Below are 13,591 nucleotides of genomic sequence, written 5' to 3'. Positions count from 1 at the left end.
TTGATAGCATTGCATAGAAGATGATCTTGTGATTCCTATGGAGGACGATGATGACCACCCTTAAAACACTCGATGATCTGTTGCATGAACATCTCAGCGATCTGTATGATGCAGAAACTCAGATTCTCGATGCTTTACCAATGATGGCCAAGCAAGCGACTGCGCCTGTGTTGCGGGCTGCCTTCGAAAAGCATCTGGAAGAAACCAAAGTTCAACGCGCTACGCTTGATGATATTTTTGCCGATTTGGGCAAGAAACCAGCCGACCACCGCTGCAAAGCAATGGAAGGAATCTTGCGCGAAGGCCAAGATTTCATGAAAGAAAAGGCTGATCCTGAAGTGATGGATGCTGGGCTGATTGCAGCAGCTCAACGGGTTGAGCACTATGAAATGGCTGGCTATGGCTGTGTTCGCACCTGGGCCAAACAGCTTGGGATGAATAGCATCGCCGAACGCTTGCAAAAAATTCTTGATCAAGAAGGCGAAACTGATCATAACCTCACCAAAATTGCCGAAAAAACAATTAATCGGCGAGCTGTTGGTGAATAAGCGTTGATTTAAATTGCGCTTTGAGCAAACCCTCTGCTTCAACCTATGAAGCAGAGGGTTTGCATTTTCTGCTTCTTTTCGTACTAGCGTACTCGATTGATTGGCAATTCTATGTTCTATGCTCTTTGCGCTATGTTCTTAGCCATGGGTTTGCATTGTGCAATGGCTATGTGGTAGCATAGCAAGCACAGTCGAGGCCGACCATGCACGCAAAGGCACGGGCGGCTTTCTTATCGCAATTCAGCGTAAAGCAGTCTGCATGAATGAACAAGCCTTACGGATTTTATATTTGGCCTCTGAGGTCGAGCCATTTGCCCGCACCGGTGGTTTAGCCGAGGTTGCTGCCTCGTTGCCGCGCGCCTTGCAGGCCTTAGGCCACGAAGTGATTGTGGCGATGCCACGTTATGGTCACATTGATCCTACCCGCTGGCAGCTTGAACCAAGCCAGGTCAATCTGACTGTGCCTTTAGCCGACGCTGCCGAACCAGCAACCTGGTATAGCACCAGATTGCCTGATAGCAATGTGCAAGTTTGGATGGTCGAGAACCAGCGATTGTTTGGTCAGCCAGAGGTATACCTTGGCGATGGCGATGCTGAGCGCTTTGTGTTTTGGGCCAAAGCCACGCTCGAAATTGCTCGCGCGCAAGGCTGGCAACCAGATGTTGTGCATCTCAACGATTGGCATGCGGCGATTGTGGCTAACTGGCTGCGCACCTCATATCGTGATGATCAATTTTTTGCGAATACCGCCTCGCTCTATACCATTCATACGCTTGCCTATCGTGGGGTCTTTGGCCAACGGGTCTTGGAGATGGCGGGCATTGCAGAATATGGCTATATTGCGCATTCTGATATGCCAAGTTTGCATCGAGTGGTCGATTTAATGAGTCGTGGCATCTATTATGCCGATATGATCAATACGGTCAGCCCGACCCATGCCCGGGAAATATTAACCCCTGCATTTGGTGAAGGCCTCGACCCATTGCTGCGCGACCGGCGCGATCGCTTGTTTGGGGTCTTGAATGGCATTGACAATCAGCGCTATAATCCTGCTACTGATTCGTACCTTGCTCAAGCGTTCAGCCACGACGATCTGACGGGCAAACAAGCATGTAAAACGGCGCTGCAACAGCAATTGGGCTTGGAGCTTGATCCTAACAAGCCCTTATTTTGTTTCATTGGGCGCTTGAACGATCAAAAAGGCTTGGGCCTGTTAGCAGAAACCATCGAAGCATTACTAAGCCATCATCAATTCCAATGGGTGGTTATGGGGACTGGCGAAGCGCGTTATCATGAATGGCTCAGCAGCTTGCAGCAACGCTATCCACAGCAGGTTGCGTTGGCGCTGACCTTCAATGAAGCATTGGCGCATCAATGTTATGCTGGAAGTGATGTCTTATTAATGCCATCGTTGGTTGAGCCAGGTGGCACGAATCAACTGATTGCTCAGCGCTATGGCTGTTTACCGTTAGTTTGCGCGGTTGGTGGGCTAGCTGATACCGTTGAGAATATCAACACCTATGCCGGAACCGGCAATGGCTTTGGGTTTACCCAGCCAGAGAGTCAATCGCTGTATGGCACCATGATGCGTGCCCTAGAGCTATATCGACACCAAGAACTCTGGCAGGCCGCAGTTAAGCGGGCGATGCACTGTGATTGGTCGTGGGCACGTTCGGCGCAACGCTACGATGAACTGTATCGCCGAGCTCTCGTCAGTCGTGCAGCGCGTCGGCCACGCGCTAGCTATGGAGACGCGAATGAGCGTTCGTGAGTCGCTGTGGACTATGGATTCGTTTGAAGAAGCCTTCTTTAGTAATAACCACGGAGGAGCCGTGATCACTCATCTGCCGCGTTTGGTGGCGGGCTTGCCGCCCTCGGTTGCCGCCCTGTGGCGACAACTGTTCCGCGTTGATGTGAGCCATGGCACAATTCATCCACCAGACCGAATGCATGGCTGGATTGAACGCGCTTTTGGCAGTGTCGAAGCTGTCTTGCATCAAGAAATTATTCGAGTGACCAACCTCTGGACGCTCGAGGGAGCGATTTTTAACCGGATTCGTGGGTTACGCCCGCAACAAGGTCGCTATCAATCGGATATTGATCAGATTATTGCTGCTAGCGCTGGCCCGCAAGATGAAGCGGGCTTTTGTACGCCTGAAAGTGGTACACCAGAAGATCGTTTTGGGCGGGTGCGCGGGCGCTATTGCCTTAGCGCTTCCAACGTCGCCAAATTCGATGGCTGGCATGGCGTGCTGATCTTCGATCAACATAATCCGCTCAATTTCAATCTCGAACGGGTCGAAGACTATATTCAGACTGCTGGGCGTTGGTTCGATGCAGTGCATAGTGCCGATCCGCAAGCGATCTATCCATTCTTTATTTGGAATAGTCTCTGGCGTTCGGGAGCATCGGTCATTCATGGCCATGCTCAAATGTCGGTTTCGCATGGCATGGCCTATCCCAAGGTCGAGATGTTGCGGCGCACTGCTGAGCAATATCAGCTGCAAAACAACAGCAATTATTTCCAAGATGTTTGGCGGGTACATCGGGCCTTAGGTTTGAGCTTAAATATTCATAGCGACAACACCTATGGCTTTGTCTCGCTCACGCCAGTTAAGGAAAAAGAGGTTGTGCTGTTTGGCAACGATCCGCAGGAATTGGCTCAATCGCTTTATCATGTGCTCGATTGTTTTGTGACTGAGTTGGGCGTGCAAAGCTTCAATGTGAGCATGACCCTGCCGCCGCTGACCGACACCCCTGAATCGTGGGACAACCTGCCAACCATCGTGCGGATTGTTGATCGCGGCGACCCGAACAGCCGTGGCTCGGATATTGGGGCGATGGAACTCTATGCAGCAACCGTTGTTGCCAGCGACCCATTTAATATTGCCAATGCTTTGGCAGGACGTTTCCCTAGCCGCTAAAGCTTAATCGGAAAGCGTCCTGCCCCATTTTGTGATGGTGCAGGACGCTTTTGATTTAATCCTAGCCTAGTTACTCTGCAAACCAATCGCGCAATTCTTGGGGATGCGCGGCAGCACCCAAGGCAACCATTAATTTGATGCGGGCCTTAACTGGCGAAAGTTGCTGGGCAAACATAACGCCCAAGCGTTTGAGATCGTGATATTCGCCAACGTAGCCATATTCGTCATAGCAAATGCCCTTTAAGCAACGGGTCGTCACCACCACCGGAATCCGCTTGTTGAGTGCTTCTTGAATGGTTGGCAACCACCACGGCGGTACGCGTCCGCCACCAAAGGCCGCAATCACAATGCCTTGCGAGTTGGTGTCGATGGCAGCGCGCAGTTGGCGATCGTCGGCGCCTTGGGTGGCGTAAATCAAATCGACGCGTTCGGCCAATCGCGAACAGGGAATATAGTGGCGACCGCTTGGTTGATGATGAATTCGCACGGTTGCGCCAGTCAAGCTGCCAATCGGGCCAAAACCAGGTGCATCAAAGGCATCAACCGTTTGCGAATCGATTTTTTGCACCGTTGCTGCCGAGAACAAGCGATCGTTGAAGGCGACCATCACGCCAAGCCCACGGGTTTGCGGGGACGCAGCAGCGCGAATTGCTCCGGTCAGGTTGGTAACGCCATCATAGCCAATATCGGTGGCAATCCGCATCGAGCCAGTAAAAATCACTGGTTTATTCGAATCGATCAATAAATCGCATAAGAAGGCGCTTTCTTCCAAGGTATCGGTGCCATGGGTCACAACCACGCCATCGGCCTCGCCCAGCAATTGGCTATTCACTCGTTGAGCCAAATCAAGCGCCATGGTTGGGGTAATATGGCTGCTTGGCAAGTTGGTGAAATCTTGAAAGCTCACATTAAATTCGCCGCGAGGCAGCATGGCCGAAAAATCATCACCTTTGAGCATTGGAACTGCGCCGCTCCATTGCGGTGTGCGTTTGGTGGAAATTGTGCCGCCCGTTGTAATAACCACAACGTTGTGCATAGAGTCTCCCTGCCCGAAGGCTGTGAATCGTAAACTCGGCTTCAAGGTTTGAGTTTAGTCAAGCTTGTTGCTCACGTCAAGCATCGGCGCAACTGCGAAGCAGGCGAAATTTTGATCCACGAAGAGCACAAAGAGCACGAAGGGGAGAAACCGCGAAGAACGCGAAGCGACGAAGGGGAGAAGGCTATGGGCTATAGGCTTTTGGCTATGCGGAACGATGAACGGGTTTGGCAACAGTCGATTGGCACTTCACGGATACCTATCCCTAGCCCCTGACCATGACCGCTCGCTGTGAAACCGCGAAGAACGCGAAGCGCACGAAGGTTAGGGGTAAGCAAGCGTAATAACAATCCACGGAGAAACATTAGGGGGTGTTGGGGGCTGAAAACCCCCAGCGTTTCCCTCCAGCGGAGGGACGGAAGGGAGGAGAAATAAAAGCTATGATTATCAAAGAAAGATTGCTATGCAAATATTAACCATTTTTGATCCTAATCAATATGTTATCAATATAATTGCTGGGATTGATCAATTTAAGTCTATTAGGATTAATAATTTATCAAAAGATATGATTATGAATTATCAACCTGAGCCGAATCAAGCGAATCAGCTAGGGATTATCTACGTGGGTATTCCAGCTGTAATTTCAGAAATGCAATATTTGAGCATATGTCACCCTAAATTCTTTTATATTCTTGATCGTGATGATCCATTGCGTAAGCAAAGCCCATTGGGCGGTGAGAGGTTTCTGCCTTGGAGTATTGGCTACTTTTTTTATCTATTTGATCGTGATGATAAATATGGTATAGAGCATAGACTTGTAACGTATTTTTTTGGTCGCGGATAGAAAGTAGGTTGTTATGAGTAAACACACTCATGAAACGATCAAAGCATTGATTATTCGATTACATAATGAAAATTGGCAACCATCAGCAATCCTGTATATTCTCAAAAGCCTTGGCCTTGGGCGTGAAATGGCCGATTATTTCTATTTTGCGTTGGATCTCGACCCAGATGTCGTAACCTACATTTATGCTTGGTATCGGCAAGGCATTTCTGACGAGAGACTAGATTTTTTGATTCAGCGCTTGAACAACTGGTAAAAGCAGCGTCACTTTAGCGCTTTGATCCACGAAGAGCATGAAGAGAAGAAACCGCGAAGATCGCGAAGGTTAGGGTGAAGGAAGCTTTAAAACAATCCACGGAGAAACATTAGGGGGTGCTGGGGGATGAAAACCCCCGGCGTTTCCCTCCAGCGGAGGGACGGAAGGGAGGAGAATCATTGATAAAGGATTAGATTTCAGTGGGAAGGAATTAGCAACTAAATCGCGAAGAATGCGATGTTTCGAAATTGCGAGGCGCACGAAGAAAGGTTTTAACGCAGAGGCGCAGAGCGGATCAGGCTTTTGGCAAAAGGAACTGATCCCTAGCCCCTGACCCCCGATCCCTCGCAGCGCAACCGCGAAGAGCGCGAAGCAGGCGAAGTTTTGATCCACGAAGAGCACGAAGAGCACGAAGGGAAATTGGCTATAGGCTATGGGCTTTTGGCTATACGGAACATATGTTGGGGTTGCAAAGCCGCTGGGGATTGAACAGGTACCCGATCCCCAGCCCCTAACCCCTTAGGCTTGATTATGTTGCCGATTCCAGCCTACCCAATCACCATCAACAATCCGATGATCGTTGGTTAAATGTTGGCTAACTCGTTCGCCAGCGTAATACATCCAGGCTAAAATGCGTTGCTCGCCAACTTCAACATAGCGCGCTACTCGCAAATACCAACTATTGCCAGCGGGGCTAAATTGCTCTAACTCATCGATCTCGCGCATGACTGCTGCGTACAGCGCTGGCTTAATTTCGACCAACGTGCCAACAACAGTGCCTTCGCCTGGAATCACATACGGGTAGCGATTGGCATACAGTTGGTGCTGCTGCACAATGGCAGGGGTTTCGCTGCGGGTCTTGCCTTCAAGGTAGATTTTCCAGTTGTATTCGCCTGTGCGCAACGTGCCATAGACAAACAGTGGCAAGGGCGTATCGTAGCTTGGTTGCTCACTCATTGCTCAATCCTCTCTCCATCAAGCCGCGCATAGGCGCGCACCGAAAATGTGCCAAATTGCCTGATTTTTACGGGCACTGCCGAAAACCGAAAGCCAGTGCTTGGCAGTTGCTCAAGCTGGCAAAGATGCTCAACAATCGGAATGTTGTTGCCCAATAAAATGGTATGCATTGGCCGCCTGCCATCAGCAGTATCATCAATATTGTATGAATCGATGCCAACCAAGGTGACTTGCGCCTGTACCAAATACTCAGCTGCCGCCGCTGTTAAGTACGGATGGCCCTCGAAATACTGGTCGGTGCGCCAATGTTGCGCCCAATTGGTGTTGACCAACACCGCCTTACCTTTGAGATCAAGCCCAGCAAATGCTGAAGCCTCGATTGCCCGCCCATTGGCAAGATCATGGCGAATCAGCACACCCTCAAGTTCAGCAATTTGAGTTAATGTTAATTCGGCTAAATCCTTGCCATCTGCAAAACGATGAAACGGGCTATCAATATAGGTTCCGGTGTTGGCAACCAGTTCAATTTTGCCAATATGAAACTCGGTGCCTTCGGCGTAGACGCTGCGCGAGGCCTCGCGGCTTAGAAAATCGCAGATAATCGGGGCTGGCAGGCCCTTGTAGGTTATCATGCCAGCTTCAACTGTGTGGCTCAGATCGATAAATTGTGACATAGGCCGATCCTTGTAGCAAGTAGGATTGGCTGAGTATAGCATAGGTGAATGATGGCGCTTCAGACGAGTTTAAATTGCTGGAAACATCATGCCCGTTGGGCGCTGCAAACCCTCGCAGGCTTGCACCATGGCGCGCAAACAGGGTTGTTCGCAGGCCTACAAAAAATTGGCAATTCCCAGATGGATTTGTATCTTGGTACATTAACGCCAGCCCAAATCAACAGCCAAGTGCTGGCGCAACTCGACCAACATAGGATTGAGACTGATGCAGAGTATGCAGCATGGTTGGCAAGCAACGACCACTATCAACTATTAACCTTGAGCGATAGTTCAAATTGGGTGTTGCGTTGGGGCGATGCTGCTGAGCAGCGCGTGCATTTGCACCCAGCTCGTTATAGTCCGCTGAGTGTGCGCGTGCGGGCGCCAGTTTTGCGCTCGGCCTATGCCTTGTTGCTCTGGCAACGTTGGTATGGCGGAGATATTCATAATCTTGAGCTGGTTAATCAAGTTCGCACGACGTGGCTGCAACTTAGCCCCATTGCCAAATTGCCAGCAGCAGATGGCTTAGGTGGCTTGCTTGCCCTGTTGCAGCCATTAAACGCACTGTATCTTTAGCATCCAACCATCCCAAATAAAGATATATAAAACTTTTTTAAGAAAGTGCTTGACAGCGCTGATTGGGCTATGCTAAGGTATTATTAAGTAATTTCATTGAAATTACGAAGCAGCAAGCCGACTCCCAATTTGTAGGAGGATCAGTGTATGGCCCGTTGGCGTTTTGCAATTTTAAGTATTGTTTGTTTGCTCTTTTTGGTATTCAATCTTCAGGCGCGGCAGGTTCCGGCGGCGCGAGCAGCGAGTTTGCCCAACGGCTTTATGAGTATTGGCTATATGCCTTCGTGGGCAGGCGATGTAAATAGCATTCAATATAGCAAAATCACCCATATCAATTATGCTTTTTTACTGGCCAACGCCGATGGCAGCCTGCGCAGCTTGGATAACCCAAGCAAATTGCAATCGATGGTGAGCTTGGCGCATAACAACAATGTTAAGGTTTTTATTTCGGTGGGCGGCTGGAGCGGCAGCTCGGTTGATGCTACGTTTGAGGTCTTGGGTGCTAGCCCAACTGCACGCACCAACTTCATCAATAATATGGTGAATTTCGTCAATCAATATAATCTTGATGGGGTTGATATTGATTGGGAATATCCCAAGGCTTCGTCTGCTGGCAATTATTCGGCCTTGATGAGCGGCTTATCAACCGCAATGCATAGCCGAGGCAAATTGCTGACCGCCGCCGTGGTTTCCGATGGTTCTGCCGCCGATGGCGTGGCCGCCGATGTGTTTGGCTATGTTGATTGGCTGAATATTATGGCCTACGATGGTGGCGAACCACATGCCAACTACGATTGGTCGATCAATAGCTTGAATTTTTGGCTTAATCGTGGCCTGCCTGCCTCGAAGGCTGTGCTTGGCGTGCCATTCTATGCGCGGCCTGGCGAAAGCTTCACCTATGCCCAAGCAGTTGCCGCCAACCGCGATAACGCCAATCGCGATTGCGCGACGGTCAATGGCGTGTATGGTTGCTACAATGGCCAGCCAACGATTCGGCGCAAAACCCAATATTTGCTTACTCACGCCGCTGGAATTATGTATTGGGAAATGTCGCAAGATTCTAAAGACAGTACCTCGCTAGTAAGTACAATTTACGACACGGTGATGGGCAATAGTGGCCCGACCGCAACCCCAACGCCAAATCCAAATGGCACGAATATCGCTCGGGGCCGCAACGCCACCGCCTCATCGACTGAAGCCAGCAGCTATGGCGCAAGTTTGGCGGTCGATGGCAATAGTTCAACCCGCTGGTCGAGCGCTTGGAGCAATCCGCAATGGTTGCAGGTCGATCTTGGCAGCAGCTATGCACTCAATCGGGTGATTCTCAATTGGGAAGCAGCCTACGCGAGCGGCTATCAGGTGCAGGTTTCCAACGATGCCAACAATTGGCAAACGATCTATAGCACCAGCAACGGCGATGGCGGCAACGACAACTTGAGCCTGAGCGGAACTGGCCGCTATCTGCGGATTTATACCACTGCTAAAGCAACCGAATGGGGCGTTTCATTATTCGAGTTGGAAGTCTATGGCACGCCAGCCAATGGCCCAACCGCCACCCCACGGCCAAATTCAACCGCGACCAGCGTTCCAAACCCAACCGCCACGCCACGGCCAAACCCAACCGCCACGCCAACCACGGGCACTCCCGCTTGGCAGCCAAACACGGCCTATGCAGTTGGCGCGAAAGTCAGTTATGCTGGCAAAAACTATAGCTGTTTGCAAGCCCATACCTCGCTGGTCGGCTGGGAGCCAGCCAATGTGCCAGCGCTCTGGCAACAACAGTAAAACAAACTAGCGATGCAGAAACGGGGCAATTTGCCCCGTTTTTTGTTGCTGATCGATATCTGCTATACTTTTGCCAGCAGAATTCTTTTTTAGTCTAGGTCGTTGATGGTATATCGATTGGAAATATTTGGGCGTTCGAGTGATGCCAGTTGTGGCTATGGCTGAGGCCCGCGCATGCCTTCGTTGAAGGTTGCAAATTCGGTTGCACTCTCGTTGGAGCGCTTGGTTGGCGCCCAAGTGAGCGTCAATTATTATGATCTTGATGATCCGGCGGTACAAGCGCAACACGTCAATCAGCTTGAGTATTTTGCTGAAGAAGGCTGGCCCTATCCAATTGCCTTATTTGATGATGAGGTGTTGTTTGTTGGGGGCTTGCAGCCGCTTAAAGTGCTTGCAGCCGTTGTCGAACAACTCCGTCGGCGGGGTATTAATCTCGCCTAAATCCAGTGTTATTGCTTGCGCATCCAACACGAATCGCGAATAACCAAGCTGGTTGGCACGGTGTGTAATAACTGCGCCGATTCGCGATTTTGCAGCATCTCGATTAAGAGCCGCACGCCCAACGACCCCATCTCCCGAATTGATTGATCAATCGTGGTAAGGCGTGGGGTTGTTTGCATCGTTTCGGGAATATTATCGAAGCCAATCACCGAGAGATCTTGCGGCACGTTGAGGCCTAGTTCTTGGGCTGCTTCAAGCACGCCAATTGCGGTGCGATCGTTGGCGGCAAAAATGGCGCTTGGCGGATTGGGCTGGTTCATCAGGTGATAGGTCGCTGCTTTGCCGCAGGCCGAAGTAAAATCGCCGTCGCAAACCAGGGCGGCCTCAAATTCGATGCCAGCTTTGTCTAGCCCAGCTTTGTAGCCTTCAAAGCGTTGCAGGGCGCTCCACGCCGTAGGATGGCCTTGAATAAAGCCAATCCGCCGATGGCCAAGGCTCACTAAATAATCGACAGCTTGGATCGCCCCTTCGTGATTGGTTGCGACGACCGATGGCACTTCTGCTCCCGCGCCATGAGGATCGATCACCACAATATTGGCGTTTTGTTGAAAGGTTGGCGCCGAGGGCGAAACGATAATACAGCCGTCGGTCAAGCCGCTGCTCAACAAGGCCACATGCTCGCGCTCCCATGAAGCTCGTTTGTTGCGGGTTGGGCTGCCACTGGTATAAATTAATAAATCGTAGCCAGAATTTTCGATTGCTGCGCCAACGCCTTTGATCACTTCGTGGTAGTAGACTTCGATTAACTCGGGCACCAACAGGCCAAGCACATTGGTTGTGCGGCTACGCATGCTTTTGGCGGCTAAACTAGCGGTATAGTTTAAGTCGTCAATCACTTGGCGCACTTTTTTGTAGGTTTCTGGCGAAACATCAGCTTTGTTGTTCAGCACTCGCGATGCTGTGCTGACTGAAACGCCTGCCGCTTTGGCAACATCGTGAATGGTAATTGTTGATTGTTTTGAGCGCACAGCACTACCTCTATCTAGCTATGAAACGGGCTGGAAACGATACCGGAACGGGATCATCATAACAGGTTGACCATGAATGTCAATTAAGCGTTTGATCCACGAAGGGAAGAAACCGCGAAGAACGCGAAGAGCGCGAAAGTTTGATCCACGAAGAGCACAAAGAGCACGAAGGCGAGAAGCATGGGGCAATAGAAGCAACCGTAATAATCCCCAACACAAATATTAGGGGGTGCAGGGGGATGAAAACCCCCGCGTTTCCCTCCAGCGGAGGGACGGAAGGGAGGAGAAAAATTCCGCGAAGCACGATTTTTAGCCACAGATTGCACAGATTATTTGGATTATGTTCTATGCTCTTCTCCCCAACCTCCAAGCAATAATCCACAACCCAACTATTAGGAGGTGCAGGGGGATGAAAACCCTCGGCGTTTCCCTCCAGCGGAGGGACGGAAGGGAGGAGAAAGATAACCACGAAGCACGATTTTTAGCCACAGATTGCACAGATTATTTGGATTATGTTCTATGCTCTATGTTCTATGCTCTTCTCCCCCAACCAGAGTATTCCCATTGCTAGCTGTTTGTGTTAAACTCTAACTCATATGTTTTGATTGAGGAGATTTACCATGACCACGCTCAATGCCTTCAAAAACTCCACGTTAAGCCTATTGCTCGCCAGAATGTTGAACGCAGCTAGTTTTGGCTTAGCGCTGATGCTGGCCTATCCAAGCAGCCAAATTAACCAGCTCTATGGGGTGCTTGGTTTGCTAGCGGCGATTGCCATGCTTTGGCTAACTACCCGCCTGACCAAAAATCCCGCTGCCTATCAAGCCCGCTGGGTTTATCTGCACGTTGCAATTGTGCTTGGCTTGCTAGTGCTTGGCTTTAGCCTGGGCTTTTCGAGCCTGCAATTGTTTGGTGCGACCCTGATTTGGCTGGTTGTTGGTGTGCTTGATGGGGCTTTTCGGCTGCGCAAGCAACGCTAAAGCTTCATCATGTTCGCTGCATCGTGCTAGAATGAAGCTAGATTAACCCTAGTTTGAGGATCGTTCTATGCCACGCTGGCGCGAAATTGTCCAAGTTGATGCCTTCGCTCGGGTTCCGTTCACTGGTAATTCAGCGGCGGTGTTGCTCGATACTGCTGGACTTGATCCCGTAGTGATGCAACGCTTAGCCCGCGAGATGAATGTTTCTGAGACGGCGTTTGTGCTGCCAAGTAGCCAAGCAGATTTGCAATTGCGTTGGTTTACGCCAACTGTCGAGGTGCCGTTGTGCGGCCATGCCACGGTTGCCGCTTGCCATGCCTTAGCCGAACGCGGCCATTTGGTGATTCCTGGTCAGTATACGATTGAAACTGCTTCAGGCATTTTGGCGGTTGAGCTGCAAGCAAGCGAAACCTCTGCTTGTAAAGTGTGGCTCGATATTCCTGTGCCCGAATTCGAGCCGCTCGATTTGCAAATTGTGGCTTTGGCTGCCGCGCTGGGTTTGGATGAAGCAGATATTCGTAGCGATGTTCCACCAACGCGTGGCGGCGAATATGGCTATATTGGTTGTCATAATCTGGCGAATCTTTTGGCAATTAAGCCCAATATGAATGATGTGCGTTTCCTCTGTCAAAGCCATCAACTAACTGCATTAACGCTGTACTGCTTGGAAGGGCTGGATGCTGAGAGCGCAGTGCATGTGCGCTTTTTCGGCCCTGTCATTGGCATTGACGAAGACCCAGTAACTGGCTCAGCCCAAGGCCCACTTGGCGCATTGTTGGTTGGGGTTGGGCTTATTGCCCAAGCAGATGGTAGCAATGTGGTGCAGTATCGCGCTGAACAAGGCGATGCCATGGGGCGGCCTGGCCGAGTTGAGGTTGCCGTCGAGTTCGATCAAGATGCCCAAGTGATGAGTTCGCGCATTGGCGGCGAAGCTTTGACGATTCTGCGCGGCCATGTTTTAGCATAGGTACTTGATTGTGAACTATCAATTTCCCTGCGTTGGCGATTGTGTTGCGCGTGCGGAAGGGGTTTATATTGCGCCCCAAGCGTTGGTTTGTGGCGCGGTCGAGTTAGCTAGCGACGTGAGCGTTTGGCCGATGACGGTGATTCGTGGCGATAAAGGCCTGATTCGCATTGGCGCACGCTGCAATATTCAAGATGGCTCAATTTTGCATGCCGACCCCGATGCTTGGCTGACAATTGGCGCTGGCGTGAGTATTGGTCATGGCGCAATTGTCCATGGCTGTACTGTCGCCGATGATGTGCTGATTGGCATGGGCGCAGTGATTTTGAACCACGCTCAGATTGGGGCTGGCTCGTTGATTGGCGCCCGCGCCTTGGTTACCGAGGGCATGATCGTGCCACCCAATTCGCTGGTTTTGGGCATTCCTGGCAAAATTCGCCCGCTCGATCCAGCCCAGCATGAGCGCATTCGACGCACTGCCGAAAACTATGTTGCGCTCAAAAATGCCTACCTTGAAGCCGCTGCGAAGCTTTGATCCA

15 protein-coding genes are annotated in these 13,591 nt (G+C 50.8%); 11 read left to right on the top strand and 4 right to left on the bottom strand.

Features of this window, described 5'->3' with window-relative positions; translation table 11 throughout:
• The first annotated feature begins 47 nt into the window (after nt 1-47).
• From SE18_RS01115 to SE18_RS01105, 3 genes are all read left to right on the top strand, one after another.
• Complete coding sequence (locus tag SE18_RS01115) at nt 48-548, top strand: YciE/YciF ferroxidase family protein (protein WP_054532578.1); 501 nt, start codon at nt 48-50, stop codon at nt 546-548.
• Nucleotides 549-807: 259 nt separating this feature from the next.
• Complete coding sequence (locus SE18_RS01110; RefSeq protein ID WP_054532577.1) at nt 808-2,319, top strand: glycogen synthase; 1,512 nt, start codon at nt 808-810, stop codon at nt 2,317-2,319.
• Nucleotides 2,306-3,472 (top strand): hypothetical protein, encoded by a 1,167-nt coding sequence (locus SE18_RS01105; protein ID WP_201783459.1) that lies wholly within the window; start codon nt 2,306-2,308, stop codon nt 3,470-3,472. The genes SE18_RS01110 and SE18_RS01105 overlap by 14 nt, the downstream gene beginning before the upstream one ends.
• 70 nt (nt 3,473-3,542) lie before the next feature.
• Here SE18_RS01105 and SE18_RS01100 read toward each other — a convergent pair whose 3' ends face one another.
• Entirely contained in the window at nt 3,543-4,508 is a 966-nt protein-coding gene (locus tag SE18_RS01100) for an asparaginase (protein ID WP_054532576.1), read from the bottom strand.
• Between the two features lie 463 nt (nt 4,509-4,971).
• On the opposite strand from SE18_RS01100, the gene SE18_RS01095 reads away from it, so the two are divergent.
• On the top strand, nt 4,972-5,352 hold the full coding sequence (locus SE18_RS01095; RefSeq protein WP_054532575.1) for a hypothetical protein: 381 nt from the start codon (nt 4,972-4,974) through the stop codon (nt 5,350-5,352).
• Between the two features lie 13 nt (nt 5,353-5,365).
• Complete coding sequence (locus tag SE18_RS01090; RefSeq protein WP_054532574.1) at nt 5,366-5,608, top strand: hypothetical protein; 243 nt, start codon at nt 5,366-5,368, stop codon at nt 5,606-5,608.
• Nucleotides 5,609-6,127: 519 nt separating this feature from the next.
• Here SE18_RS01090 and SE18_RS01085 read toward each other — a convergent pair.
• Together SE18_RS01085 and SE18_RS01080 are read right to left on the bottom strand one after the other, a co-directional pair.
• Entirely contained in the window at nt 6,128-6,565 is a 438-nt protein-coding gene (locus SE18_RS01085; RefSeq protein WP_054532573.1) for a gamma-glutamylcyclotransferase family protein, read from the bottom strand.
• A complete protein-coding gene (locus tag SE18_RS01080; protein WP_054532572.1) occupies nt 6,562-7,239 on the bottom strand; it encodes a cyclase family protein in 678 nt (225 codons plus the stop codon). Before SE18_RS01080 ends, SE18_RS01085 begins: the two co-directional genes overlap by 4 nt.
• Before the next feature lie 51 nt (nt 7,240-7,290).
• Between SE18_RS01080 and SE18_RS01075 the strand changes: the two genes are divergently transcribed.
• The 3 genes from SE18_RS01075 to SE18_RS01065 all read left to right on the top strand — a co-directional run bounded on the left by SE18_RS01075 (nt 7,291) and on the right by SE18_RS01065 (nt 10,080).
• Nucleotides 7,291-7,854, top strand: coding sequence for a hypothetical protein (locus SE18_RS01075; RefSeq protein WP_152976515.1), 564 nt, complete (start codon nt 7,291-7,293; stop codon nt 7,852-7,854).
• A 147-nt stretch (nt 7,855-8,001) separates the two neighbouring features.
• Nucleotides 8,002-9,639: a glycosyl hydrolase family 18 protein gene (locus tag SE18_RS27350; protein ID WP_054532570.1), complete on the top strand. Its 1,638-nt coding sequence runs from the start codon at nt 8,002-8,004 to the stop codon at nt 9,637-9,639.
• 174 nt (nt 9,640-9,813) lie between these two features.
• A complete protein-coding gene (locus SE18_RS01065; RefSeq protein ID WP_054532569.1) occupies nt 9,814-10,080 on the top strand; it encodes a hypothetical protein in 267 nt (88 codons plus the stop codon).
• Nucleotides 10,081-10,088: 8 nt separating this feature from the next.
• Here the strand turns inward: SE18_RS01065 and SE18_RS01060 are convergent, their stop codons facing one another.
• Nucleotides 10,089-11,108: a LacI family DNA-binding transcriptional regulator gene (locus SE18_RS01060; protein ID WP_054532568.1), complete on the bottom strand. Its 1,020-nt coding sequence runs from the start codon at nt 11,106-11,108 to the stop codon at nt 10,089-10,091.
• 620 nt (nt 11,109-11,728) lie between these two features.
• Between SE18_RS01060 and SE18_RS01055 the strand changes: the two genes are divergently transcribed.
• The 3 genes from SE18_RS01055 (at nt 11,729) to SE18_RS01045 (ending at nt 13,587) form a co-directional block, all read left to right on the top strand.
• Nucleotides 11,729-12,088, top strand: a complete 360-nt coding sequence (locus SE18_RS01055; protein ID WP_054532567.1) for a hypothetical protein — start codon at nt 11,729-11,731, stop codon at nt 12,086-12,088.
• A 67-nt stretch (nt 12,089-12,155) separates the two neighbouring features.
• Nucleotides 12,156-13,055 (top strand): PhzF family phenazine biosynthesis protein, encoded by a 900-nt coding sequence (locus SE18_RS01050; protein ID WP_054532566.1) that lies wholly within the window; start codon nt 12,156-12,158, stop codon nt 13,053-13,055.
• Nucleotides 13,056-13,065: 10 nt separating this feature from the next.
• Complete coding sequence (locus tag SE18_RS01045) at nt 13,066-13,587, top strand: gamma carbonic anhydrase family protein (protein ID WP_054532565.1); 522 nt, start codon at nt 13,066-13,068, stop codon at nt 13,585-13,587.
• Nucleotides 13,588-13,591 lie beyond the last annotated feature (4 nt).

This window comes from Herpetosiphon geysericola, from assembly GCF_001306135.1.
GTDB lineage: Bacteria > Chloroflexota > Chloroflexia > Chloroflexales > Herpetosiphonaceae > Herpetosiphon > Herpetosiphon geysericola.
Note: the sequence above shows the minus strand (reverse complement) of the source record. Positions and strands in the feature narration are given on the sequence as shown.